The organism is Bradyrhizobium semiaridum (genome assembly GCF_020329505.1).
GTDB lineage: Bacteria > Pseudomonadota > Alphaproteobacteria > Rhizobiales > Xanthobacteraceae > Bradyrhizobium > Bradyrhizobium semiaridum.
Window position 1 is genome coordinate 130,498 of sequence record NZ_JAGKJJ010000006.1, and the last position, 25,107, is coordinate 155,604.

The 25,107-nt window shown below is 59.1% G+C and carries 24 protein-coding genes and 1 pseudogene; 7 read left to right on the top strand and 18 right to left on the bottom strand.

The window, feature by feature from the left end; genetic code table 11:
• Positions 1-18 precede the first annotated feature (18 nt).
• Positions 19-1,059: a 2-keto-3-deoxygluconate permease gene (locus J6500_RS09430; RefSeq protein WP_225712417.1), complete on the bottom strand. Its 1,041-nt coding sequence runs from the start codon at positions 1,057-1,059 to the stop codon at positions 19-21.
• Between the two features lie 1,035 nt (positions 1,060-2,094).
• Positions 2,095-2,337 carry a hypothetical protein gene (locus tag J6500_RS09435; protein ID WP_225712418.1) on the bottom strand — a complete coding sequence of 81 codons (243 nt, stop codon included), beginning with the start codon at positions 2,335-2,337 and terminating at the stop codon, positions 2,095-2,097.
• Positions 2,338-2,348: 11 nt separating this feature from the next.
• On the opposite strand from J6500_RS09435, the gene J6500_RS31965 reads away from it, so the two are divergent.
• The gene (locus J6500_RS31965) at positions 2,349-2,483 is read left to right on the top strand and encodes a hypothetical protein (protein ID WP_283842902.1); all 135 of its coding nucleotides are present in this window, start codon (positions 2,349-2,351) and stop codon (positions 2,481-2,483) included.
• A gap of 59 nt (positions 2,484-2,542) precedes the next feature.
• On the opposite strand, the gene J6500_RS09440 is transcribed toward J6500_RS31965, so the two are convergent.
• From J6500_RS09440 to J6500_RS09475, 8 genes are all read right to left on the bottom strand, one after another.
• Positions 2,543-4,345, bottom strand: a complete 1,803-nt coding sequence (locus J6500_RS09440) for a hypothetical protein (RefSeq protein ID WP_225712419.1) — start codon at positions 4,343-4,345, stop codon at positions 2,543-2,545.
• A gap of 2 nt (positions 4,346-4,347) precedes the next feature.
• Positions 4,348-5,559, bottom strand: coding sequence for a toll/interleukin-1 receptor domain-containing protein (locus J6500_RS09445; protein WP_225712420.1), 1,212 nt, complete (start codon positions 5,557-5,559; stop codon positions 4,348-4,350).
• 1,174 nt (positions 5,560-6,733) lie between these two features.
• Positions 6,734-7,987 (bottom strand): toll/interleukin-1 receptor domain-containing protein, encoded by a 1,254-nt coding sequence (locus J6500_RS09450; protein WP_225712421.1) that lies wholly within the window; start codon positions 7,985-7,987, stop codon positions 6,734-6,736.
• 184 nt (positions 7,988-8,171) lie between these two features.
• Complete coding sequence (locus tag J6500_RS09455; protein ID WP_225712422.1) at positions 8,172-9,554, bottom strand: metallophosphoesterase family protein; 1,383 nt, start codon at positions 9,552-9,554, stop codon at positions 8,172-8,174.
• Entirely contained in the window at positions 9,544-9,843 is a 300-nt protein-coding gene (locus J6500_RS09460; RefSeq protein ID WP_225712423.1) for a hypothetical protein, read from the bottom strand. The genes J6500_RS09455 and J6500_RS09460 overlap by 11 nt, the downstream gene beginning before the upstream one ends.
• A gap of 12 nt (positions 9,844-9,855) precedes the next feature.
• Positions 9,856-10,851: a caspase family protein gene (locus J6500_RS09465; protein WP_225712424.1), complete on the bottom strand. Its 996-nt coding sequence runs from the start codon at positions 10,849-10,851 to the stop codon at positions 9,856-9,858.
• Positions 10,852-10,857: 6 nt separating this feature from the next.
• Positions 10,858-11,229 carry a TIR domain-containing protein gene (locus J6500_RS09470; protein WP_225712425.1) on the bottom strand — a complete coding sequence of 124 codons (372 nt, stop codon included), beginning with the start codon at positions 11,227-11,229 and terminating at the stop codon, positions 10,858-10,860.
• Positions 11,230-11,266: 37 nt separating this feature from the next.
• Positions 11,267-11,749 (bottom strand): toll/interleukin-1 receptor domain-containing protein, encoded by a 483-nt coding sequence (locus J6500_RS09475; protein ID WP_225712426.1) that lies wholly within the window; start codon positions 11,747-11,749, stop codon positions 11,267-11,269.
• Positions 11,750-11,983: 234 nt separating this feature from the next.
• Here J6500_RS09475 and J6500_RS09480 point away from each other — a divergent pair, with 234 nt between their 5' ends.
• The 3 genes from J6500_RS09480 (at position 11,984) to J6500_RS09490 (ending at position 14,620) form a co-directional block, all read left to right on the top strand.
• Positions 11,984-13,153 carry a Fic family protein gene (locus J6500_RS09480; protein WP_225712427.1) on the top strand — a complete coding sequence of 390 codons (1,170 nt, stop codon included), beginning with the start codon at positions 11,984-11,986 and terminating at the stop codon, positions 13,151-13,153.
• Between the two features lie 115 nt (positions 13,154-13,268).
• Positions 13,269-13,655 carry a TIR domain-containing protein gene (locus J6500_RS09485; RefSeq protein WP_225712428.1) on the top strand — a complete coding sequence of 129 codons (387 nt, stop codon included), beginning with the start codon at positions 13,269-13,271 and terminating at the stop codon, positions 13,653-13,655.
• The gene (locus J6500_RS09490; RefSeq protein ID WP_225712429.1) at positions 13,652-14,620 is read left to right on the top strand and encodes a caspase family protein; all 969 of its coding nucleotides are present in this window, start codon (positions 13,652-13,654) and stop codon (positions 14,618-14,620) included. The genes J6500_RS09485 and J6500_RS09490 overlap by 4 nt, the downstream gene beginning before the upstream one ends.
• Here J6500_RS09490 and J6500_RS09495 read toward each other — a convergent pair.
• From J6500_RS09495 to J6500_RS09505, 3 genes are all read right to left on the bottom strand, one after another.
• A complete protein-coding gene (locus tag J6500_RS09495; protein WP_225712430.1) occupies positions 14,568-14,909 on the bottom strand; it encodes a WGR domain-containing protein in 342 nt (113 codons plus the stop codon). The genes J6500_RS09490 and J6500_RS09495 overlap by 53 nt on opposite strands.
• Entirely contained in the window at positions 14,876-15,280 is a 405-nt protein-coding gene (locus J6500_RS09500) for a helix-turn-helix domain-containing protein (RefSeq protein ID WP_225712431.1), read from the bottom strand. The genes J6500_RS09495 and J6500_RS09500 overlap by 34 nt, the downstream gene beginning before the upstream one ends.
• Positions 15,281-15,349: 69 nt before the next feature.
• Complete coding sequence (locus J6500_RS09505; RefSeq protein ID WP_225712640.1) at positions 15,350-15,928, bottom strand: hypothetical protein; 579 nt, start codon at positions 15,926-15,928, stop codon at positions 15,350-15,352.
• Between the two features lie 568 nt (positions 15,929-16,496).
• Between J6500_RS09505 and J6500_RS09515 the strand changes: the two genes are divergently transcribed.
• Positions 16,497-16,691: a nucleotide-binding protein gene (locus J6500_RS09515; RefSeq protein WP_376707785.1), complete on the top strand. Its 195-nt coding sequence runs from the start codon at positions 16,497-16,499 to the stop codon at positions 16,689-16,691.
• Between the two features lie 288 nt (positions 16,692-16,979).
• On the opposite strand, the gene J6500_RS09520 is transcribed toward J6500_RS09515, so the two are convergent.
• On the bottom strand, positions 16,980-17,231 hold the full coding sequence (locus J6500_RS09520; protein ID WP_225712432.1) for a helix-turn-helix domain-containing protein: 252 nt from the start codon (positions 17,229-17,231) through the stop codon (positions 16,980-16,982).
• Positions 17,232-17,355: 124 nt separating this feature from the next.
• On the opposite strand from J6500_RS09520, the gene J6500_RS09525 reads away from it, so the two are divergent.
• Positions 17,356-17,784, top strand: a complete 429-nt coding sequence (locus J6500_RS09525) for a hypothetical protein (RefSeq protein WP_225712433.1) — start codon at positions 17,356-17,358, stop codon at positions 17,782-17,784.
• A 676-nt stretch (positions 17,785-18,460) separates the two neighbouring features.
• The gene (locus J6500_RS09535; RefSeq protein WP_225712435.1) at positions 18,461-19,471 is read left to right on the top strand and encodes a hypothetical protein; all 1,011 of its coding nucleotides are present in this window, start codon (positions 18,461-18,463) and stop codon (positions 19,469-19,471) included.
• A 1,168-nt stretch (positions 19,472-20,639) separates the two neighbouring features.
• Here J6500_RS09535 and J6500_RS09540 read toward each other — a convergent pair.
• The 4 genes and pseudogenes from J6500_RS09540 to J6500_RS09555 all read right to left on the bottom strand — a co-directional run bounded on the left by J6500_RS09540 (position 20,640) and on the right by J6500_RS09555 (position 24,654).
• Positions 20,640-20,963 carry a DUF736 domain-containing protein gene (locus tag J6500_RS09540; RefSeq protein ID WP_225712436.1) on the bottom strand — a complete coding sequence of 108 codons (324 nt, stop codon included), beginning with the start codon at positions 20,961-20,963 and terminating at the stop codon, positions 20,640-20,642.
• A 424-nt stretch (positions 20,964-21,387) separates the two neighbouring features.
• Positions 21,388-21,543 (bottom strand): hypothetical protein, encoded by a 156-nt coding sequence (locus J6500_RS09545; RefSeq protein WP_225712437.1) that lies wholly within the window; start codon positions 21,541-21,543, stop codon positions 21,388-21,390.
• A 78-nt stretch (positions 21,544-21,621) separates the two neighbouring features.
• Positions 21,622-21,933, bottom strand: coding sequence for a DUF736 domain-containing protein (locus tag J6500_RS09550; RefSeq protein WP_225712630.1), 312 nt, complete (start codon positions 21,931-21,933; stop codon positions 21,622-21,624).
• A gap of 721 nt (positions 21,934-22,654) precedes the next feature.
• Positions 22,655-24,654, bottom strand: a pseudogene (locus J6500_RS09555) (ParB/RepB/Spo0J family partition protein).
• Positions 24,655-25,107: the final 453 nt, after the last annotated feature.

Sequence of the window (25,107 nt, forward strand, 5' to 3'; positions counted from 1 at the left end):
TCCTTCAGTGACTTTGCCTCAGTGGCTTGCCTCAGTGACAACCGAGCGCGCCGCGAGGGGCATCTTGCCGGCAGAAGCCACGTTGTTCTCTTCTGCAGGCTTCTTGACGTCGCGACCAACGACGCGGGCTGTCCAGGCGGTGACGATCGGCACGAGGATTGCGGTAACCACGACGCAGGCCGCGACGAGGATAGTCGCCGGCCGCGCCGCGTCCGCATAGGCTGGATTCGCCGCGGCGACAATCGCCGGGACGGCCGCCGCATTACCGGCCGTCGAGGCCGCCGCAACACCCGCGACACCATTCCCGCCAGTGATGCGATCGGCGAGGAACAGCGGGATGCCGGTCACAACCACCACGGCCACTCCCATGCCGAGGCCGAGCACGCCGGCCTGCCAAACCTTCGACAGATCGAGGCCGGCGCCGAGCGCGAAGGCGAAGAACGGGATCATCACAGGCACCGCGCGGCCCAGGAAGTCGCGCATCTCTCTGTCGAGATTGCCGATGATCATACCCACCACCAGAGGCAGGATAGCGCCCACGAGGGTCTGCCATGGAAATGCCGAGAGGCCGGCGACGCCCAAAGTGATCATGGTGAGGAAAGGACCGCTCTCCAGCGACATGACGGTATAGGCGCCGACGTCACGCGGACGACCATATTGGCCCATCAACGCCATATAGAGACCGCCATTGGTGTCATTCATGGCGGCGACGATCGCGAGCGTCGAGACACCCGCGAACATGCCAGCTGCGACCGGCGTCTCTCCCAAAATGCGGCCGAAGATCAGGCCAAGGACAACGGCCACGCCAACCTTCACGATCAGCAGGGTGCCGCCCTTCTTCACAATGTAGGGGGTCGCGCGGAAGTCGATGCTCGCGCCCATGCAAACGTAAAACACGGCGAGAATTGTCAGCGCGCCAGAGAACAGTGCGCCGGTGAAGGAGCCAAAAAACTTCGGGGTATCGGGAAAGAAGGTGGCAATAAGCGCCCCGACCAACAGAGGGACCACCATCATCCCGCCAGGCACGCTCTCGATGGCCCGCTTAATTGGAACCTGCATTTCTGTTGTCCTCCGCACACCGCGCACTTCCGATCATTTTGCGCGTTTTGCTAAAAACGAGCAAACGCCGGCCATATATGCTCATATCACGCAGTATTCAAGACATATTGCGCATTTTGCGCAAAACTGATCAGTTCGCTCCGTCAGATGCGGCTGATTTTGCTCGCGGTAGAATGCCAAGGAATTGGGTCATGAGAGTTTGGGCATGGTGCTCATCGTGCAGATGCTCGAAAATGCTAACCTGGAGCAACACCCACCGAAGCCCCGACCGTCGCATGCTTCAACCGTAAGGGCGCCCGGCCGGCCCTCGCCTGCAGGCGGAACTCCGCCTAGGCCAGCGGAACGTGGCCTGCAAGCCCTCGCGCTCGCGCAGGCTTACCTGTTCTGCCGCGCGAAGAAGTTCTACGGTTAGCGAACACTGAAAAAATCCTGATCAGTGAAAACGACTCTGCAGCCTCACGGACCATCGCAAGAAAGCTGAGCATTCAGTCTTTTCCCTGCGCCACGAGCCTGTTGCTCGCCCATCTCGGAACGCACTACGACAATGTATCTCCGCTTTGGGTTTATGGTGCGCTCGGAGGGCGTTCGCACTTGCTGCGATTTCAGCCGCTTATCCCAACGATGAGGATCAAAAGGTCCCTATCAACCTCAAAGGAGCTTGTCAGCTCCCGTTGCCGACCGCAGCCCTGCGTCCCGAACGAACCGGTCTGTCTATCACTCCACGCGCCTGGCGTACGCCGCACGGCATCGTAACCGCCGACGTAGCCGCGACAGCGCAGTTCTTCGAAGGTCCGGATTAACGTCAGCTGTTGGCCAGCCGAAGACGGCGGAACTGGCCAGGAGGAAGGTCGTTTCCACAATTGGCGATCGCTGTTTCGATAGTGGTGATTGCCTCATCTTGCCCAGTGAATTTTTGCCGGAACACGTATTGAAATATTAGAGGTCGCGACTGGGCTCGCATTCCCCAAAGTCTTGTGATCTACCGAAATCTCGCTTGTGCCGTCGGGCAAAAACAGTGGTTCATGAAGTGCTGGCTCAACCGGGAAGCCAGCCCATGTCGAATGAAATTGATACGTCCGAGCTATCGAAGATCGCTCGAATGGCGATTTCAGAAAGAACTACGGCAAGCTGCTTGGCGCCCATTTGTACTTGCGATCGGTCAGCGCCGCGTGCGGCCGCTCCTGTTTTGGGGCGGCCTCTTTTCGTTGGCTTGTTCTGCGGGTCTGACATGTTTGCCCCTGCCAATCTGGCCTTGATCGCGTTTATCAATTCGCTCATCCCGGGCAGCGATGCTGCACGGCTTCATCGCCGAGGCGAAGGCCAAGGGTCAAAAGGAACTGGCCTCCCGATTGGCAAATGATCTGCTAGAACTGGTGCTGATGGCCCGCGCGGCAGGGATCGTGCGCGCTGCAGAAGCCGACTAGTGATGCGATCAACTCGAACGCTAAGGAAAACCGCGCAACCGCGGCTCGGCGCCGTCCGGTCACCTCGTCCTAGGCAACGTCCTAAGATACGGTTGTCCGGCAAGCCACTTTTCGATCTTGCGCGCTCGATGGGTGAAAGAAAACCAATTCCAGCAGAAGTCGATCATGAGGTTCACTTCGACGAGCAGATACCAGAAATCCTCCGGTATTGGGCCCGTGGTATGGCCAAAGCGGAAAGTTTCGCCGGGCGCGAGGGATACGGGACCAAGTTCCGTTCTGCGACCAACCGGTTGCAGCATTTCGCGATAGACCCTTCGCGCTGTCGACTTGGAGACGTTGTTCGGGTCGGCCGGAAAAGCGAACGCGTGCACCCATTGCGGATCGGAGGAACAGTTCGTATAGGTCAACCCGATCGTGAGCCCGTCCGCCGTCCGGTCGGCCGTAAGCTCGGTCGAGGCGCGGTGCATCGGACTGACGTGCTCGACCACGAGGCATCTCGGGCAGATCTTCTGCGACCTCTCCGAGTACTCCTCCGAGCGGCTCTGTCCGAAATAGCTAAGCAGCCTTTCGATGAGCCGCTCTTTGCAGACAAGGCATCGACGATCGGTATGCGTCGCGCCGGTCGCGCGATAGTTTTCGTCTAGCTTTTCTCCGAGCGCATAGAAGCCGCCCTGCTCTTCCCATGCTCCGCTCAGTTGTCTGGTCGCCTCTCCTGGTGTCGAGGCCAGATGGGACGGCTTCATGCTCGCGAGTAGTCTTCCGATGTCGGAGGCACTGTCAGCGTACCGAGCGAGCCCGCGTATTTCGGTCCGCGGCAGCCAACTCATGTCCCTGCCGAAAGCCGACCAGGGCGCATTGTGCTTCGCGTCGAAGCCAAAGTTGGTGGGATCGAAAGCGAATTCCACGTTAGCGATCAGACGGCGCACCAATCTTATGGTGCTCGCGGTCTGTGCCGACGACGTCCGCTTCGAAACCTCAATTTTGCCGGCAGGCCCTTGGTCGCAGGCAATAGCCTTCGCTTCCGGGTTGCCGAAAAGCACAAACGGACGATAGTCGACGCCTTCCGCCGATGCGTGCTCGTTGAGCGCATGCACCACCTCCCCCAACGGTAGTCCGGCGGAGATCATCTCAAAGTAGATGTTCAGGATGTCCGGGATGTAGGTTTGGACATGCGTACTGCAAATCACTGTTTCGGCGTTGCTTGTCAGCGCGATCGACAGCGGCAAGCTAAGGTACGACCCGAGTTCCGGCCAGACGAACGGGCTGTGGCACGATTGCAGGAGCCAGTGGCGCGCCCTGATGTCCCGGGGCGACAGTCGGCCCGTCGGCGGATCGCTGATCGTCGGATGAAGACACCCCATTCCGAAGAGACAATAGGTCTGCCTGCCTTCGGTGACGACCGCGAGTGCGTTTAAGTCATGATGCAAGACCTGGCGCGAAGCGTCGTCGGGGCTCGTCTCCGTGCCCTCCGCCATAGACCTCTTCTGCAACCTCACGATATTCGCCGACAATGGGTCTTCTGCTGGAGTCCGAAAGTCGAAGTCGAGGCCGCGGCTGGAGTAAAGACCGATGGAGGCCGTATTCCTTTCCGCAGGCCTGTTGGGTTTCATGAGCCGGTCCACGGCGGCGCTATGATGAGGGTCATAGGGCACAATGCCGACGCGAACGCCAGCTGACGCTGCGGCATGAATGCCGTCAGCAAGACGGTTGTCGATCGACACGATGTCGGCGATGACCATCGCAGGATCGCGTTCGGAGCACAGGTACTTCGAAAGATCGGACAATCCGACCCTTTCGACGTTTCCGGGAAATGATTTTCCAACGAAATCGACTGCCGCGTCGGAGAGGCTGAATAGGCGCATGTTCAACGGTCCTGACACAATGTCTCGATGTCCGAACGCTCGACTCTCTTGCCGCTATCCCAAAGTTCGTCGAACTGACGCTTCACATTCTTGACCGTCTCAGTGTCGAATTCGATTTCGTTGATGCCGCTCGGCGAAAGGCGGCCGACGGCGACGTCGCCGTAGATTCCGAAATTCGGAGGCGGTGCGGGTCTGGTCCATCGCAGAAAACGGATTTCGACGTTGTCCGCCATCTGCCCGTCCAACGACTCAAGTTGCTGCTTCGTGAAGTCGGCCAACGCGTCTTTGCCCTTGCGGAGGATGAATAGTCTGAGCACCTTCGGGGACGCGGTCGAGAAGAGGAAGTCCTGCGATTCTGGACGCGCGAGCTCGTCGTCCGTGGCTGTGGCGCGATACTCGGAGACCTGCCTTCGCAGCACGTCCATGACGCCGTACGAATCCTTGCGGCCGGTCACGATCTTGCGTTGCCTCGCCGCCAGCACGAGATAGGCAAGCTTCTTCTGCGGCGGCCACTCCTGCTTTCCCCTGATGTCATTGCCGTGAGCAACCCAGAACCGATCGTCTATGGGGCTGCCGTGGAAGGTCATCGTCTGCAGGACATGGCCTATCAGGTCGCTGTAGAGTCCGGCGGCATCCTGACCACTGCGTGCCACGTTCAGAATGGGTTCGAGATATCGCAAAGTTTCGGAAGAGCAGGCCGAGAACACCTCGTGGTCAATCGTCAGCCATTCCTCCTGGGCTTCGCAGAACGCGAGATAAGCGGCTTCCCAATCGACCGTTGATGCTTCGGAAAACGGGACTTTGCAGGCGCGCACAATCGATCCGACGACGTCCCGAAGTTCGTCCGCCGATCCCGGATTCGAAGCGTCGAATCGGTTCGAGGGACTGGGAAGTTGGGGAATGGTCAGTCCCGCGATGCAGATCGGAAAAATCCGGGGTTGCGGCTTACTGAACAGTGCACCGCCGATCTCGATGTTCGTCCAACTGGCCCTCAACGAACCGGGAGAAGCGAGGAAGACGAAGGCGGATGTGTCCGCCAATTCGGAGCCAATCCGTTTCATCCAGTCTGTGCCGTGCCTCTTGTCCTTCAGGTCGGAGGAAACGAAGACCCGTATCGGCTTTCCGGCCGCCTTCAGGATCAGCGATTTCAGGACCAATGCGACTTCCTTGTCCTCGTCGGCGTGACTGACGAAAACGCAGCGGCTAGTCGGCATATTTCTCTCCTGTCCAGACCGTGGTCCGGCTCAAGGCGGAGGACCGGGCCGCCAGTCCGGGGAAAGTCGTCAGGCTCGCTCGCGGACCCTGCACCCTGGTCGCGAACGACGCACGTTGGCCGAAAACAGCGGCGCAGGACCCGACGTTCATAATCGCAGATCGAAAAATGGTCGAGCGAGACCTGCGGCCTACGGAGCGCTTCGGTCTTAGATCACTGCGGTCGCGGCGCCGATGACCGAAACGGTCTAAAGAGATTCCGCGCGGCATTGATACCATTCTTCGCGATCGCCAACGGAGTTGCGGCGGTTGCCGGGGTTGCGTGGACCTGTACACTCAACCGTACTATGGCGGCTAATTCCTTTTGTGCCAAGGCGATATTGTGTCTGCGAGATTGCCCGGATGCTTCTCGATGAGTGGTTCGGCCGCGCCGTCGAAAGGATCCCGGGCGGGGCCGATGCTCTGGGCAGCCGAGGATCCGGCTTCATGGTGGCGCCGGCCGTCGCACTAGCGGCGCTGGACGTCGCCGTCGGTTCGCGACCTGTGCCCGCCGCCCCGTTCCATGCCACGTCAACGACAGCGACGATCCCGACAGGGCGTGTATCCGATTAGCCGAGTTGCGATGGCCGCCCGTGGGCACCAATTGCACGCAAGGCAATATCCCGCTGGTTGTCGTACCGCCGCAACAGCGTATCGGAAACATGGATCGATGCCATGTTTTCCGGTGCTCGACAAGCGCGCCGGCAGGACGGCACTGGTTAAGGTCGCGGATTGGCGGTGTTCGTGTTGTTGAGCATTTGGGGTCCTCCCGTTGGTTATCGGCTGCGCCATCGCGGCCGGTCGGGAGAATTCACGGCCTGCAGAGCTGAGCGCGCAGGCACATGGAGGCTTCGCACGAAGCTCCGGCGCGCTCTTCGCGCGTTGGATACGGGTGGATGCCCTTGCCGGCACGCGCTGCGGGCTTATTCACCTGACCATTGCCGGCTACGTGGCGCTAAGACACGGGAGAAGGACAGGCAGCGCACGACGAACTATCGATGCGCCTCGGCGTGACAAAGGTGACCTGACGATTGCGGCTGCCTTACGCAAATACGTTGTGCAATCGTATCATCGTGGCATCGTGCATCTGCAAATACAGCAATGCGATATAAGCGAACCCGATATTCGCGACTGGAATCATTGTGGGTTCTGAAAAAAAGCCCCGATCTCCTTTAACAAGGAAGTATCGCCGGTTAGCTGAACATTGCCGGCTATTAATGCCTCACGAGCGTCGAAGCCCTTCGTCAGCATCTTGATCATCTCCCGCGCTGTGATCTGGATCCGCATGTGCCTGGGCGAAACACGAACATCTGAGTTCTCCAATAGGTTCAATTTCGTGACATTCGGGTCTGGAGGCCCAAGGGTAACAAGCCAATCTTCGTTCATCGGAGCCGTTATCGAATACTGCAGCGTTGCGGAGATGGCTGCCGCTTTCTCTTTGTAACGGCGAAGCATGCTGGGCAGGACGGTTTCAAAATATTGATGGATCTGCTCAATGTCTGCCTCTGAGCCGGCAAGGCCCACGATATTGTTCGCTCCGCTCTGCTTGCGCAAAGCTCGCAGGAGAATTTCGGCCAGGTAAGTCGGGTCTGACAGCGGCCTCCCGGGCCTCGCATCCAGGAAAACAAGGCTCTTCGGTATATCTTGGAAATCAGTATCGTCGAGTCTTATTGGTTTGACATAGCCTGGCGATGCAGTCGCTCTCTTCATAACAGCGCGCAGCTCTGCCTGAGTCCACCTCCCGGCAGCATAAGCCTGTGAGAGAAAGACAACGCAGCTTGCAGCCTCGCTTTCATAGATTTTGACGATTTCGGCAGACAGATCGCGGCCAAGCATATCAACGTGATTGCTTTCATTGTCGTCGTAGTACGTCCGAATGCCGGAGCGTTGAAGTATTTGGACGACTTTCTGGACGAATGAGCGGTCGGCACCGGCGCATGATATTGCCACATCATACCGATAGGTTTGGTGCTGCGGGTTTGCTGCCCCCACTTCCCTGGATTCTATTTCATCGCTCATGTCGGCCGCGCTCCTATGGAGATCTTCGAGGCTAGCTCCGGATGAGTGAAAACTTTTCGCACCTTGGGCTTGAGCGAAGTAAACTTCCCACGGGCCATCAGCTTGAGACTTTAATATCTCCGCCATTCCTGGCTCAACCCAGAGGTCCGTCATGTCGGCCATCGTTGGCAGGGGTGGATTGGATGGCTCATTACCGAGCGTAAACGTCTTGGACTGCCGTCTCAGCCATTCAGCCATCACCGTGGCATCGAACGGCTCGATTTCTTTCGATGTTAGCCATGTGTCCAGCAAGGACAGCCGTTTTTGCAGCCAAGGAGTGTCATCGGATAATCGCCGTAAGCGGGAGGGCTTCGGCACATGGTCATCCGACATACTGGATGCACTCCCCTAAAATGCGTACAAGGCGCCTTGAGTTTTACCTATCTGATCACTTGTTCAGTTAGAAGCGCGGACGAAGATGACGCACTGTTGCGGAAAGGCATGTGAACCATTTCACAGCCGGCATCGCTTCTTGGACCCTCCCCACTCTTACCAGGGCATTTTCGCGACCAGAGACTTAGCTGATGGTTTCACGATACATCAGTGCACGGCCTTTCGCCGTCGCCTGATAGTATTCGGCGTTACATGAATCTGCATCAAAACTTAAAATGGCATAACCGTGATTATAGACCCCTCCCCGCGTTGCCAGCTTTGATTGATCAATCGTGGCTGGCGTTTCGCCGAGATCCACAAGCGGCTTGTAGATCTCGTCGATGACCGAGACGGGCACGGCGCCGTGACCGAGACAGCGGCCGCGCTCCAATCCAGCGAAAGGCGCATAAATACTGAGGGTATGCTCATGTCCCCAGAACCAAGCTGCGACCTGCTTTGTCCCGGTCATTCTCTGAAACGCTTTATGCAGCGACGGATTCACGGCCGACCGCTTACCGGCGGAATCCGCGGCGCCGATCGGCGAAAATGCTGAAAACAATTGATGGTGAGAGAGCAGAATTGTTCGCCCGGTGAACTCTCTGATGCGGTCGCAGTGCCAGGCCAGTTCGTCGTCTTCAAGGTAAGTGACGGCGCCGGTAACCGTCATCGGGTTGTCATCGTGCAATCCCGTATCCATCGCAAGAATCTGCCATTTCTCATCAGCTGACCGCAGGCAGAAGAAGCTCGCCGGTTGCGTCATGGGTGCGGGATTGAGATTGCTGATCAGGCCATAGTAGCCTTCGCCTCCACAATACATGTCGTGGTTGCCCGACAGTGAGTACACGGGCAGCGGCTTCTCCTTGCGCAATATTGTGTTCACCGGCTCAAGGAAGTTGGTCGCGCACTCCGCGGCCGTCCCGGAATAATAAATATCCCCGAGATGGATCACCACGTCGGGCTTTTCTTCCGCAATGCGTTGCAGTATCTCGATTGCAGGCTGCGCCCCGGTGCCCCAATCACCCATCAGGGCGACGCGGGCATCAGCTTTGATCTCGATGGTCTTCGGCCCGACGCTGGCAGCGCGTATGTATGGTATTGCTTTGCGCTTCCCGTTTTCAAAATAGCTGTCGTATTCTTGCAGGCATGTGAACCAGGCGGGATCGCAGGTCCCCTTGGAAAACTCACTTTTCACCTGCGCGATGGCCTGCACATCGTGTGAGGCTTGGGCTTTCAAATAGCGCCATGCCCATTCTGCGCAAACTTGAACTGCGCCAGTTTTCGTCAATTCTCGCGGAGTGGCGGACGAGCGAGATGACGGCGTGGTCATTCCGGCTGAATTATCGTATTCCCGCTGCGCAATGTCGGCCGCGACATCCGGAAGGATGCTCAGCATAGAGCGTTCCAGCCCCGCCCGGCCCATCGCGCGGATCCCGTTCGCGCCGTCAATTCGCTTTGCAACGTCCGTGACTGCCGACTGATACAGAGAAAGTAGCGGATCACGGAACGTTTTGAACGACTCAGACATCATCTTCGCTTTCGCTGCAGACTTGACTCAACCAACGCTCAAGAATGGGAAGATAGTTCTGCACCTGCTCGCGGTCGCTGTTCTTTTCATCTTCGGTCAAGTCCGCGTACACAGTTCTAAATTGCCGCTCCCAGCGTGCGACGAGGTCTGCCGGCAATACGAGTGAGCCATCAGGCTGCCGCTGGGCTTTCTCGTGAACGTACTTTTGCCAATGCGACCAACGCTGATGCTCAAGTGCGGCAAGCTCCTCTAGCAGGGAAGCGAAGGATTCGCTGTGCTGCGCTTTGGACATTCTCACCTCGCGTTAGATCAGTTTGTCCGCCACCAATCGCCGGTAATGCTCGCCCAAGACTGTGAGCTCACACGATTTGCTATATATCGCTGCGTGCCACATGTGAGGGGCGCCGACCGGACGAACTAAATTCACCTTCACAAAATTCTGCAGCACTTTGAAGATGGCGTTCTTGGCGGGGTCGGGCGGCGGGATGCTAGGGTCGTTTAGCTGTTCCTGCGAGCGTTCCGGCTCATACGACGGGTCGAGTGCGAAGTTGAAGCCCGGTTCGGGAAACAACGTGGCCAACTGCAGGAGTTCCTGAAGCGCTATCGGCGGAGCGGCCTTGCGCAACGATACGAACGACTTGACGTTGGTCTTGAACACGGGGCGCTGCCCACCCCAGGGACCAAGGGATTGATCAATATGGGCATAGACGCTGCCCGGCGTCACATCACCGACCAGATTAGCCGCAGCGCCGTTGAGAGCGTCCACGAGGAGGTTGGTGAATACGCCTGGCGCCCCATTGCCACCCTCAAAGGAATATTGGTCTGCGGTCGAGGCGGTCAGAAGGGTCATTCCGTCACTGATCTCGGCCAGACCTCCCTTGGCGGCCTTATTGCCGGCGATGCCTCCGTGGCAGCTGTCGAGGATAATGATCTTGTTCTTGGCTTTAGATTCTTTCGCAAACGCCATGACTTCGGTTAGAGCCAAACCGTCATCGCCATCACGGCAGTCACTTGCGCATAGAAAGCCGCCTGTCGCATCTACATAGCCGTGGCCGGCGAAATAGAGGAGCGCAATCTCGGAATCATCCTTGAAGAGGGCCTCGATAGAATCGCGCAGCGCGCGACGCGTGACAATATTACTGACGCTGGTGGCGGTCAGCACCTTGGGCGTTGTAAAATTCGTTGTACCATCAGCGTTTCGGCCAAGGACACCAGCCACAGCATCCGCATCGGTAACGCAGCCGCTCAACGGTTTGAGGTCATGGTAGTAGTCAATGCCGACGATCAGAGCTTTGCGCATGTTTGATTACAACGAATCGATGAAATTGCTGATGTTGGCATCACTCCAGGTATAGGTCGTGACGCCCTGGATCTCGGTGCGGTCATTGCTGTAGGCCCAAATGCCGCGCAGTTTCTTGCGCTCTTCCTTGGCGCAAGCAATTTCCCATTTCTGGCCGGAGGACGTGGTGGAATTCTTGCTCACCAGAACAATGACGCCGTCCGACCGGCGAATGCGTGTCCGCACTTTTTCCTTCCAGCCGCTGTCGTAAGCTTCCTTCACAGACATGTCGACGAATTCGTAAGGGGCGCGAGGATGAAGGGATTGGCCCTTCAGGAAATCGCGCTGCGTCTCGTCCTCGATCGCAAATGCAATGAAAACAACTTTCTTGTCGGCCACGACCGGCTTCTCCTGGTGTTCTGGTTTGGGTTAATGGCTAAGGCTGTCCGAGAGAAGCCTTCATCGAGGTATGAAACGATCGGAAACCTTGCCCCCGCGCGGTGGTGCGGTAGCCCTTTTGAACCCGATCTTCGACAAGCAACTCAGCCCGTTTTGACTCGCGGACATAGATGTCCAAGTCTGCCTTCGTTCGCAGATAAGGCCACTTCGCCAAATAATCGGGCACGGTAGCGTTGCCGGAAACAAACGAAGCAAGGAAGCGCTCCTTCTCGGTAGCGACGCCAATCTCCCAGGGCACCCACCATGAAGCCTGGGTTTGCGCGCTAATCACCGCAAGCAGCTGGGTGCATTTTTCCATCTGGCCGCGAATATAGTCGGCTAGATCGGGGCCACTTTTGCCGAGTTGCGCATCGATAACGTCCAAATAGACGGTAAGGCCATTGGCAACGAGGTGCGCCGAGATAAGCTTTGCCTGCTCGGCATCTTCCTTCTTGTGTGAAATAAAGACTTTGACTGGCATTTTCGGCTCCTCGCCCGACAGGAACATTTACAGAACAACGCTCTGGGCGCAACCCCTGCGTGCCTCCCCGCTCCAATTGTCCACAATCAGCAGCTGTACTTTGGAACTCGCCCGTTGGGTTCCCGATCGATTACTGCTGCTTGAAGCGGCAATAAAAGCGGCAAAACCGGCGGCGAATTCTTCATATAGCTATTGTTATTGCTATATATTCTAGCGGCAAGGAAAGCGGCAAAAATGAATGTATCAGCTATGGAGCCCCTCCTGCCGGAAGATCGGCAGGAACTTGAGGATTTGGCCACCGACCTGGTTGCCAAATCCAACACGCTAGCGGGGCGTCTGCACCCGGTTATGCGGGCGTCGGTCGGCGACCTCGTGCGCTCGATGAATTGTTACTACTCGAACCTCATCGAAGGCCACAACACGCTGCCTATCGATATCGATCGGGCGCTGCACAATGACCTCGCTAAGGAGCCGGAGCGCCGCAACCTGCAATTGGAGGCGCGCGCTCATATTGAAGTTCAGCAGATGATCGATCGCGGCGACGCCCCCTCGCCCGCGCTGTCCGTTGAATTCATTACCTGGACGCACAAAAACTTTTGCGAGCGCCTACCCGAAGGGTTGCTGGTCGTCGAGCACCCCACGACCAAAGAGCAGATCAAAATCGTTCCGGGTGAGCTTCGGAAGGAGCACGTGCGGGTGGGAAGACATATTCCGCCCGATCCGGCGGACCTTCCAGCGTTTCTGAAACGCTTCGCCGAAGGATATTCATCCCCGCACCTTTCGAAGCTGCGCAAGATCATCGGTGTCGCCGGCTCACATCATCGGCTAGCCTGGATACACCCGTTTCTTGACGGCAATGGCCGCGTGACGCGCCTGTTCTCGCACGCCCTCTTGCGTGAGTTGGATGTTGGCTCGGAGCTTTGGGCTGTCTCTCGCGGACTTGCGCGGCGAGTTGCCGACTACAAAGCCTACCTGCAGGCTGCTGACGAACCGCGCCGCGGTGACCTCGATGGTCGAGGCAACCTCACGATGGCCGGGCTGATCGATTTCTGCAAATTCTTCCTGACCACCTGCGTCGACCAGGTCGACTTCATGGCCGGGCTTTTAGAGCCGGAAGAACTCCTGAGGCGAATGGAGATCTGGACCGAGGAGGAAACCCGCGCAAAACGGCTGCCGAAGGGCGCATGGCCGCTGCTGCGCGAAGCGGTCATGGCCGGCGAGTATACGCGCGGCAGCGCGCCAAGCCTCACCGGCTATGAGGAGCGCCAGGCGCGCACGGTGCTCAACGCGCTCGTTGATAAGGGCTACCTGGTTTCACCGACGACGCGCTCCCCAGTAAAGCTTGGATTTCCGACCGCCGTCGTCGATCGCTGGTTTCCAAGGCTGTATCAGCCCACCGCCTAAGACCGCAATTGCGAATGGTGAAAGGCGGCGCCGTCCGGGTTTCCACAAGGATTCCCCTTACAATTTGACGTTTCGTCCGATTTCTTCCACAATCACTGCGATGGAGAATTTTGACATGGCAAGCAAGAATAGAATTTTCATCGCGTTTGCGGTCGAGGACAAGTGGGCGCGCGACTACCTGGTAGGCCAGGCTAAAAACGAGAAAAGCCCATTTGAGTTCGTTGATATGTCCGTAAAGGAGCCTTGGGACGAACAATGGAAAACAAAATGCCGTTCGCGAATTAAAAGCTGCGACGGCACCATCGCCTTAGTCAGCAAGAACACCAAGAACGCTGCGGGGCAGCTGTGGGAGATCAAAACCTCCAAGGAGGAGGGGGTGAGCGTGCGCGGCATCTATACCACCACTGATGATCGACCCACTTCCGTGCCAGCCGAACTCACCGGCATTTCGGTCGTTGGCTGGACCTGGGCCAACATCAAAGCCTTCCTGGATACCCTGTGAGCAAGCGCGCCCTGCTGGTTGGGATCAATCAGTATGACCACGTGCCGTCACTCGGCGCCTGCATTGCGGACGCCAAGGCGATGGATGAGCTCATCAGCTTTCATGCCAACCGGTCCAGGAACTTCGACACACGCCTGCTTTTAAGCCCGGGCACGAAACCTGTGACCCGGGCGACCCTGAGGACAGCGTGGGACGATCTCTTTGCTGGCTTCAAAGGCGACGTTCTGTTCTATTTTTCGGGGCACGGCGCGATAACGTCGACGGGGGCTTACCTCGTTACGCAAGAGGGAACGACCGGCGATCCCGGGCTCGCGATGGATGACCTCGTCAACCTCGCGAACCAGTCCAGCGCCAGCACCGTTCTGCTTATCATTGATTGCTGTTTCAGTGGCTCAACCGGCAACCTCAACCCGTTCCAGAACGGCGGAATGGAAAAAGCGCTGCTACGCGAGGGAGTAACGATTCTTGCTGCTTCCCGCTCTGATGAGCCGTCCATGGAAGTCGACGGGCACGGCGTTTTCACGAACTTGGTCCTAGGAGCGCTGCGCGGTGGCGCCGCAGATGTTCGCGGCCGCGTCTCCGCCGCGTCGATTTACGCTTACGCAGAGGCGGCATTAGGAGCTTGGGATCAGCGCCCGCCGTACAAATCTCATGCTGCACATCTTGAGCCCGTACGACTTTGTGATCCCAAGGTCGACGACAAGACGCTACACGGGCTCGCCACCTATTTTCCGACAGCGGACCACGAGTTTCAGCTCGATCCGACATTTGAGGAAACAAACGGCAAGACCGCAAAGCCTGAGAACGTGGCGATCTTCAAGACCCTGAAGCAGTACCAAATAGCAGGCTTGGTAAAGCCAAAGGTTGGTACCGATCTGTATTGGAGCGCCGAGCAGTCCGGTTTTGTTTTACTTACCGATCTTGGGAAGTTCTATCTGCAGCTTGTGCAGATGGGCCGACTTTAGCGTTTCGCGATGGCGGATAGGTACAGATCGAGCACCGAAAGCACGCGCAATCGCAGGATCGCAAATGCGATTTTACGACTAGCGATAGCCGCGCTTGAGCTTCCTTGTCCAGTTCAAGGCCAGCGCAATGTCGGCATCGCCGCGCGTCCGATGGGTTTCGACCCGAACTGCCGGCGCGGCCGATACGGTCCCACTCGCGTACCAACGACCATTCATCGAACAGCGTTGGCTGAACGTCTAGCTTGTAGAAGCGCTTCACGTTGTGGCGTTCTTCGATGCGCGTAAGCATGATGGCGGTCGTGCGGTTTCCTCCTCTTCTTGTTTCATGGATAATGCGTTGGTAGCAGCGGTGGCTCGCAGGTAGCGATGCACAGTCTCGCGACTGACGTTGAACTCACGCGCGAGCGCAGCCTTCTTGGCGCCGCCCGTCACCTTTATCCTGACCTGCTCAACCTGGTCCGGTGATGCGTACTGACAAGGTCCGGAAGGTGGTTCACGAGGCGGCCCAAAAAGGGACACCGTGCGCTCCGCATCTCGATGCCTGATGGTGTTGACCTGCGCGATACTGAGAGTGCCGAAGCTCTCAAGCAGTGGGTCAAAGCCAATGGATTGCAGCTGGAATTGCTGAGCCGCACTGCGACGCTCGAAGGCGGCCGGCAAGCTAGTGGCTATGATGTTGAGACTTCCTGGTAGCTTTCCGGTGTTCCCAGCAGCGCATTCTGTGGCTCGTCAGAGCAAGTATCGCCCAGCAAAGGCGCCGAGTTCCAGCACGTCTCCGGTTGGGTCGTCAGAGTCCTCCAAGAGCGACTTGAGGGCCGGCGCCCACTTAGCCGCCGATCCCAATCGAGACTCAGGATAGCCTGCCGTTGCCCTGATGGTTTGACAAATTTGAATCTTCGTCCTGAACTTCCTAACCTCCTGGCGAATTTCCGGCATGTGAAACAAGCCGTCGTGGTGAAACCGCCCTTCTTCATCACGCAAAAAGCAGATGAGATCTGCGAAGTCAGGCACTTTGTCCCACTCGAACGCACTCAACTGATCACCCAGGCCCGAAAGGTTCCGGTAGAATTCGAGCGCCTTCTCCCCTCCCTCCGACAATCCTTCCGAATACACGCAGATGAAGGTTCGTCGTCCTTCGAACGTGGAGGGTTGGGCGCGAAGATCGTCGAATAATGTGGCTTTAGAACCTGGTTTGCCGATCGCACCAATGCGCCGTCGACGTGACCAGGCTTCCTCCGCCGCTTCCAAATCGGCAGGCTTGATCTCTCGCTTGGGAAGGTCATCGATCCAGATGGATAATTCATCCAAAATGGCTCGCTCTCAATGAGAACGTTCGCCTCGTGCCATCCCCTGACCTCACCATCCTGAAATGACAGTCCGTTTGCTGATGCATTCGACGAACCTAGAATCGCTTCGTTGTCGAATAGGTAGACTTTTCCGTGCAGATGATCCGACTGCAGCACGTTGATCCCCGCCTCCAGAAGCGCTTTGATAGCTTCCGGGTTACTGCCGCCCATTTTGAGGTTGCAGATGACTTCTAGCGAGCAACTGGCCCGGAGCAGCCCCAACATTTCCGGCGCAGGTTGCCCCCAGAAGGCAACAGCTATACGCACCGTTTGCGAGATCGCCACGAGCCTTGAAAGCTCAGACTGGACGGCCGCACCACCCAGAAATCTCATTCCAGGCTCCTGCTATTCGACAACTGAAATCTATCGCTGACATCTCCCCGCCGCTAACCGCTTCTGCAAAATCGCAAATGCGATTGTGCGACGTATAGAGCACACAGGACCGGTAGCACTTCGGCAGACTCGTTGTCATTTCTATCGAACGTGCAATCGCAATTGCGATGAATCGTAAAGGCGAGGTGCAATGATTATTGGAGTTCTTTAATCAGAAAGACGGAGTCGGCAAGACCACCATCGCTATCAACCTAGCAGCCGCTTATGCCAAGGCCGGACAACGCGTGCTGTTCGTCGATGCCGACCCGCAAGGCAGCGCATTGGCCTGGTCGGCAGGCCGCATCGTCTGGAACCGGCAGAGCTTTATCAAAGACCCGGAGACCGGTGGATGACGATTTTCTCAACGATCTCGCGCAAAGCCTCATGGGCCGGGATATGAACCTAGGACCTTCAGGTCGTGAGGCTGACGAGCAAATGCGGAAGCGATCACGGGGTCCCCCACCAACTTCCGCAATAAACAAACGGCGCAGCAATCGTCAGGTGACTGCGAAACTGCAGGCAGCAGGAATAGTTGCGATGGCGCGGAAAATCCCCATTATCGGCGGGAGGCGGCCGTCCGAGACATTGATCGCTCTAGTCAGGTCGCATGATCAGTGGAGCCACAATTCCCGCCACCACGCTCAGGGGCCCTTCCTCCGAGATGAGGACACCAATAGTAGCTTATCCGGCGTCACGTTCAGAGCTTTTGCGATTTTCGCCAGGACCACGATTGTTACGTTTCTTTGGCGGCGTTCGACCTGGCTAATGTAGGTCCGATCCAGCCCCGCCTCATGGGCTAACTCCTCCTGCGAGAGCTCAGCCGCCTTCCTAAGCGCCCTGACGTTGTCGGCCACCACCCCAATTATTCCTAAATCGTTCTTCCCGGCCGTCATCGGCCCAAAGAACGTCGCAGCAGACTATCGATCCACGGACTTTGAGTCCCATTTTTGGCCGCAAATGTTGACTATCGTCTACATAGATAGCGTTGTCGAAATGTACGTTCCGAGGGATAGAAACTTGTCCACCTGCGATATTGCGATCCACCGTGACGAGTGTCCAACCACTGATACCATGGAAGCGTTTTGGGAGTCCGGCGAGGTGGGGCCCTTGGGCCCCACGTCTTACCGCGCGGGCTACCGCGTCCGCACAACGGGAAGCATTCTTTGCAATGTGGAATTTCCTGCGGCAATCGCTGAGGCGGCGATCATGGCCAATCTCGCGCTTGCGACCACGATTACGCCGGACGGATACATTCGATGTACCCTTAGCGGCGTCGCGGATCTCACGTGTAAAGCCGAGCCAATAGACCAACTCATTGCCCAGGCATTTTCAGTCGAAAATCTGAGGCTGGAGGGGATTAGCGTGGCGGATTTGGGTTCGCTGTTAGAACGGCTTGAGCGTTCCGTAGCTCTCCTGCACGAGGTCATTAAGCATCGGTCGGATTAAGTCATAGACCGAATGCCCGAGAAATGGCGGAAGCCGAGCCACAGCCCCGGGGGATGAAGTCGCTTTGTGCCAGCGCCTGAGAGCGGCGATGGTACCCAGTATATCACCGGCCACATGGTTAGATGCACAGCGCCAGTCGAAGCGATCGCCAGAGAGCGCTGCAGCGGCCTGCCCTGCACGCCACCGCCGATGTGGCCGCCGCTACAGCAGCTACGGTCGTCGTATTTGCGACCGTCCTACTGCTCGTTGGAGAGCAGCGGCGGCAGCCGGAACAGCGGTGGCGGGCCCGGCAGCAGCGCAAGACCAAGACGGTCGCGAGCCGGGTTCGTCCGTGGCGTACACACCCACGTGACCGTGGTTCTGAACAGAGAGGCCCAAGACATGCCTTGGAAGTCGAATACGGTTCTTGAGACGCGTAGCGAATTCATACGACTGACGCTCGCCCCGAATGCCAACATTCAGAGCCTCTGTCGGCGCTTCAATATCAGCCGGCAGACGGGCTATCGAACGCTGGAACGAGATCGAATAGCCGGCGCGAGAGGCCTTGAGAGCCAGTCACGTCGGCCACACCACACGCCACATCGCTGTCCCGGCCGTTCTAGCCGTGCGCGCCGACTACCCAACCTAGGGCGGGCGAAAAATAGCTTTCCATCTGCGATCAGTGGGTTGCGCCGGAGTGCCGGCGGCATCAACCATCACAGCGATCTTGGCGCGCCATAACCAATTGAGACGCCCTGCCGACCCAGGCAGGCAGTTGCACAATCCTCAAAGTGAACGAGATCTGCCGGCTTCTCTTGAAGGTCATCCCGACCTCAATATCCTACTCGATAGGCTCGAAAATGGCCGCCCAGTTGAGCGGCGCCGCGCACCCGCAATAGTCGCGTCACGAAGTGGGCTGCGCACAAGCTTGGCTTGCCGCATTCTCAAGCAGAGCCGATCAAGCTACGCCCGTTCGGTTCGTCTGTTCGAGGAGAGCGGAGCCGAACGCCTGTTCGCCCATCGCATTAACCCCCATCGCAAGTTCGACAGCGAGCAGATCAAAGAGGCCTTGTTCAGCATCCTGCACCAGCCGCCAGCCAATTTCGGCATCAACCGTACAACCTGGAAAATAGCTGATCTGGTGCGGGCGATGCACGAGAAACGGCAGCCAGCCTGCGAAGCTGTAATCCGCGCGATCGTGAAAGGTGCCGGCTACCGCTGGCGCAAGGCACGGATCGTTCTAACCTCCAACGATCCCGACTTCTCGCAGAAACTCCAACGAATCCGTTGCATTCTCACCGACCTCAAGGCCGGTGAAGCCTTCTTCTCGATCGACGAATTCGGACCTTCTGCGGTCAAGGCACAACCTGGACGCATGCTGATCGGTCCCGGCGAGCAACATTTTGTAGCACAATGGCAGCAATCGAAGGGCTCGATCATCGTCACCGCTGCCATCGAGTTGTCATCCAACCAGGTCACCCATTTCTACAGCCTGAAGAAGAACACCGAAGAGATGATCCGCATGCTAGAGATTCTCGTTGCCGAATACCGCGATCGCACCAAGCTGTATCTTCTTAGGATGCCGCCTCCTGGCACGTATCTAAAAGGCTATTCGAACATATCGATGCTCATAACGCTACTATTGGGAGCAAAGGCCCACAGATTGACACGGCACCGCTCCCCGCCCGCGCGCCGTTTCTCAATGTGATCGAGTCGGTCTTCAGCGGCATGGCTCGGGCCATCATTCACAACAGCAACTCTGGATCGATTGCGAGGCTAAAGCGGCTATCGACCGATACTTTTACCAACGCAATGCTCACTTCAAGGGCAATCCACGGCGCGCGGGCGGCAAGCTCTGGGGCAAGGAACGGGAGCCGGCCGAGTTCTCTCCTTCAAACAACTGCAAGGCCCTCGGTTCGGATAAACCGTGCAGGTACTCCCGTGGTCAAGGCGCCACAGCATTTATTAAAGTTCCGCCTCGGTGACACGGGGTATGGTCTCTGCACCAACGATATGACCACGATCGGTCGATAGCGTGGGCTTCCGCCATGGCCTCGGCGATGCATGCCCCACCGTGTCGGAGGCTCGGGAGATTCATACTGGCGCGCCATCGTGCGACATGACGCCGTGCGAGTTCTCTCGGCCAAACGAGCGGTTCGACGATGGGCGGAGCAGGTTTGCTTGGGTTTCCGGACATCAACGCATCCGATAGGAAACCATAGTCTGCTTTGTTCCGGCGCCGACGCCTCCGAGCAGCACAAAATTCCTCGGCAAGATCTCGCCGCTCCCTCCAATGCGCTCGCAACGCTTAGAATCTACCGCGATCCGATGCAGACGTTATTCTTCAGGGAGACAAAGCGTTTAGCAATTTGTAGCGACATCGCGCCCAGCGCTATCTCCAACTCTTGGATGTGCAGACAATCACTTAGTCGCCCTTCGGCGGCAGTGCTTTTATCTTGCACTCACTCCCCCCGCTCGTTGCTGCTCGCTAACCCTTCCTCATCCTGCCGCAACCGCATCTGCTGATACACGAGGCCCGCGCAAAAAACGGCCACTCGGCACGTGTCCAAGCTATCCATTCCAGGCTCTCCGCTGTCCAAGGATTGGCTCAAATTCCGATGGCGATGGAGCGATCTTCCACCTCGGAATGAGTAGAAGTACGGTCGAGCAACCTGCAGGCTCGACGCCAAATCGCGCTCCGGGCGAGCGAACTTTTCGATCGAAACGTCGCGTTTTGCAGGGCTGCTTGGCTACGCACGCTTCGCCATGTGAACGCAGTCCAGGGCTCTGCTGCGCTCGTCAGTCATATCCAAAACCTGGTATTCCAGAGACAAGAAAGGGCGCCCGCGCCATGCGCGGGAGCCCGACATTTTTGCCTAGTCGACAGGATTCCAGACCAGGAAGAAGCCACCGTCACCGCCGAGGCCAACCGTTCGACCAAGGTTGGCGCAGAGCCTACGGCCACCCAGGCTGGGTGCTGCGAGTGACAGGCTGACATAGTCCGTTCCGCGGCTCTCGCCATGTAAAATCCGACCGGATCCGACCTCGACCCCTTGGGTGAAGATGCGGAAGTCTGGCGAGATATCGCCTGACTTTTCGCGGTTCGAAACGATGTCGATGTCGGCGCAGACGGGCAGCAATTTGAGCTGGCCCCTGAAGCCGCCGTGAATTGTGCGGGTAACGAATCCGATCGCGGTCATGGTCTGTCTCCTTCGTGGCCGCAGGGGCGATACTGCGATGGCCAGACCGTCATGGCGGCCGGCCTGCATCCGAACCGCTTGGGCGAAGCGCAGCGGCGCACCCGAGCCGCTCCTTTTTTGCAGCGAAGCGGCCGCGAGGAGCCGGCTTGCCGGCGGGGAAAAAAGAAGCGCGCGAGGGTTTCGGAGGGCGGGGCGGCTGCCGTAGGTCGTAGCGCCTCAAGCAGGGAATCGTCCTCTTCGGACGAAGGAGGCATGCCTTGCCGCAGAGCGGATACACGCTGCGACAACCAGGCAGGGACAGCGATTCAACGTGTTCCTGACCTCACGTTTCTCGCGATCCCGGCAGAGTATTTCGTCTCGCCGGCGGCTCGCCTTCAGATCGGGGCGTGGCGCTGGTGCCTGCTATCGGCTCGTTCCGATGCGGTCAGTCGGTTGCATGAACGACAATTGAGCCCTCGAAGCGCTCGGCGAAAGCGGCCCCGAAAAGCTCGATTCCGTCTCGAGCCAGCGCGCCGAACCGCCGTAGCTGCACCGCGAATCCATGGCCGTGCGCCTCTCTTCTGAGCGCGAAAATGCTCATCTGCTTTCCTCCAAAAGCGGCACAAGAAACGCAAAAGAGCCCCGCCTCCGAGGAGGCGGGGCCGCTGGTTCCGGCCGATCAGTCGCCGTTGCGGCGCGACCAGATCAGGCTGAAACCTTCCTCGCCTTCGACCTTGACCAGCGAGGCGTAGATCGGGGCCGCGAAGCCCGGATCGTCGAGCTTGACCGAGAGATATTCGCGCTCGCTGTCGCGGGCGGTCTTCTTCCAGGCGGCGCCGAACTCGGTCGCGCCCGCAAAGATGCGGTAGTCGGGAGCCTTGTCGTTGTCCTTCTCGGCTGCGACGAGCTTGGCCTTGATGTTGAGCGTCAGCGTCTTGATCGAGCCGATGTAGCCGGCTTCGGAAGCGGTGAACGTGCCGATGGTCGCCATGATGATCTCCGTCTGTTTTGCTCGGGCCGCGTCCATCGCAGCCTCGATGGCGATCCCTTGCCCGGGGAGCGATCGGCCCGCAGCCGTATGGCCCGCAGCGCCAGCGCAGGACGGCGACAAGCCTGCTTTTTTGTCTTCCCGCGAGGAATGCCGCCGCTCCGCGGCAGGGGAAAAAAGCAGGCGTGAGCCGTTGCGGGAAGGCGATCGAGGCCCTTGCCGTCCCCGGGCTTGATCAGCCCAATCGTGGCTGCATTGGACGCGAGCCGATGACCGAATTGACGGAGATCATCATGGCGACCATCGGCACGTTCAGCATCAGACGACGGCGGGATCGGTCGAAGAGAAGCCGATCTCCGCGCATCAATCGGAGTGACGACGCAGCCGGATCAACACAAGCGAACCCGCCCACATTTGCATGCACGGAACTGATCGCACCGCTGGAATTGTCCGTCCCGAAACGCGTCTCGACGGGCGCGATTAAGAGCAAGATTCGAGCTTCCCCGCCCTGATCTACGCCCCGCTGGTCAGGATCGAAGGAGCCTCGATTCAACCGTCCTGGCGACCGCAAGCAGCCGTTGATCTGCCGAATCGTCCCCGGATCGGAGGGACACTTGCGCAGGCAACTGCCGCTTTCCATCCAGAAATCGGCCGCGCACCATTTCGTGCGCGGCCGCAATTTTGCAGCGCGCCGGGGCCCCGCGCGCGGCCCCCGGCGCTGGTTTCACTCCGCAGCTTCCGCTCGGGGTTCGCTGCCCTGCGCCTCGGTTTGGCCACCGGCTTGCTCCTGCGGCATAGCCGTCCGCAGCAGCGACGGCAGCCAGCCGGTTGAGGCCAACAGCTGTTCGGCAGCCTGCGCCATGTCGACCTTCTTCATCTCCGACAGACGCCCGGCTGCCTCCCCGCCGACGGCTTCGCGGACCGCCTCCAGTATGTTCGCCTTGGTGACGCGCCCGAGATAACTCCGCACCGTCGGACGCCAGTAGGCGGTCATGTCGAGGGCCACGGCCTCGGCCAGACGGCGCCCCGCGGCCAGCGCCCGCGGCCTGCGGTCAAACGGCAATTTGACCGCATTGACCGTGAGTGCGACGCAATGCGCGAACAACGCCATGCGGCTGTCGTGGTCAAGCTCGGCCACGAACTCCCACAATGCGCCGACGTCTCTGGGCATCTGCCGTGCCCAATTGGCGTGCCGGTCCGACCACATTTTGCCGGCCGGCGTATCCTCGATCCCGTGCGCGGCCAGATCGCACCTCACCGGCTGGATGCCGACCACATGCGCATTAGCCCCGAGATAGAAGATTTGGGCGGCAAGCGCATGGGTGACCGCCAGATGGCAACATCAGGCTGCTCGCTCAAATTGAGACGCAGCCCCAAGGTGCGGTGCGCGGTCAGGTCACGAACGAGAGCGTCGGACAGCTTCTGGTCCTCGTCCTCCTCGTCGCTCGCGCCCTTGTCGTCTTCGCCATCCGCCGCGCCGTCCCCGCCGTCTCGGTCGTCCTCATCCCGCCCCTCGGCTTCGCCTTCTGGCCCGACTTCGGCTTCCGGTTTCTCATCCTCGGGACGAACAAAGCCCCGCTCGACCCGCACCGTGCCGTCGTGATTGAGGACCACGAAAGCGCCGCCGCGCGCGACGTCGGCCGCGTCATAGGCCTGCCTTTTTGCCTCCAGCCGCTCGATCTCGGCCTCCAGCTCACCGAACCGCGCATCCACGTCGTCAGGCAGTTCCTCGGCGGTCTGGTGCTGCTCGGTGAGCCGGTCAAACTCAGCTTGGGCGGCTTCGAGAGCGGCCTGATCCTCCGCCGACAGCTCGACCGGATGCGGATAGACCCGGCGCATGCCGTGGGCATGCGGGAAGTCGAGATGGGCCTCCGTCCACTTCCATCCCTCGGCCGCCCGCAGGCTATCGGCCTCGCGGCCGAGCCTTGCCGTCACCAAAAGATCGAGCAGCGCGACGTCCTCCAGATAGCCGCCGCGATACTCGGTGAAGAGGTCGCGCAGGATGGTGCCGCCCGCCTCGGTATAGGCCTCGAGCCCGACGAACCGGGCGCGGCGGTCCGTGGCCGCGACATGGCTTTCGGTGAGCAGACGGCGGATGGTCGAGGCATCCGGATCGAACGGCAGGCGCTCATAGAGAGCTTCCTGCCGGGCATGATCGTCCGTGATGGCGAACGCCATCAGCTGCTCAAGCGTCAGCTCGCCGTCCCGATAGAGCTGCATCAATTTGGGCGAAACCGCCCCGAGCCGCAGGCGCTGCCGCACCATATGCGCGGTGACGCCGAAGCGGGCCGCGATCTCCTCCGCGCCGAACCCGCGCTCGTCCGCGAGCTTCCGGAACGCCTCGAACTCGTCGGCCGGATGCATGCTTTCTCGGCTGACGTTCTCGTCCAGGCTGATCTCGTGGGGATCGTTCGCGGTATCGACGATGCAGCGGATCGCCTCGCTCTTTTTGATCTCCTTGCGCTGCACCCGCAGGAGCTGGGCCAGCCGCCTGCCCTCGCCGATGGTCACGCAGAAGAACCCCGTCGCCGCCCCCTCGCCATCGACCTCCGGCTCGACGACCAGATTCTGCAGGATGCCCTTGGCGGCGATGCTCGCCGCCAAGGCCTCGATCGCCGCCGCGCTGTGCGGCGTCTTGCGGGCATTCTTCGGTGACTTCTTGAGCTTGCTGAGCGGAATGCGAACCTCCGTTCCACTGGGTATTCCAATTGACTTGGCCGACATGATCGATCTCCTTCCTGGCTTCATGGGTGCAGGGCGCACTCCGCGCCTGCGCCCCTGCCCGTCGGCGAGACCGGGGATAGCAAGTGCCAGGGCGACCCGGGTGGAGGGGGATCACCCGCCCGATGAGGGCCGCTCGATAGAAGCGGGTCTGCACAAGCGCATCCAACATTGTCCAAGGCCGGCAAATGAGCAGAGCGCGGAAGACCGGGGAGACCGCTCGGTCGGCGCCGGCTCAGCCGGCGCTTTACCCTGGCGCGCGCGAGGGGCGGCGCCCATTAGCCCTCAACGGTGAGAACGCTGGCAACCCGGAAGAATTGAAATCAAGCCGCAGGTGACAAGATCAAGAACGCAGCCGCCGACTGGGCAGTGATAGCGACGCGGGCATGCAATGCCCGCGGGCACCGAGGCGACTGCAGTCGCAAGACCGGTCAACAAGGCACCCGAACGCGGGAC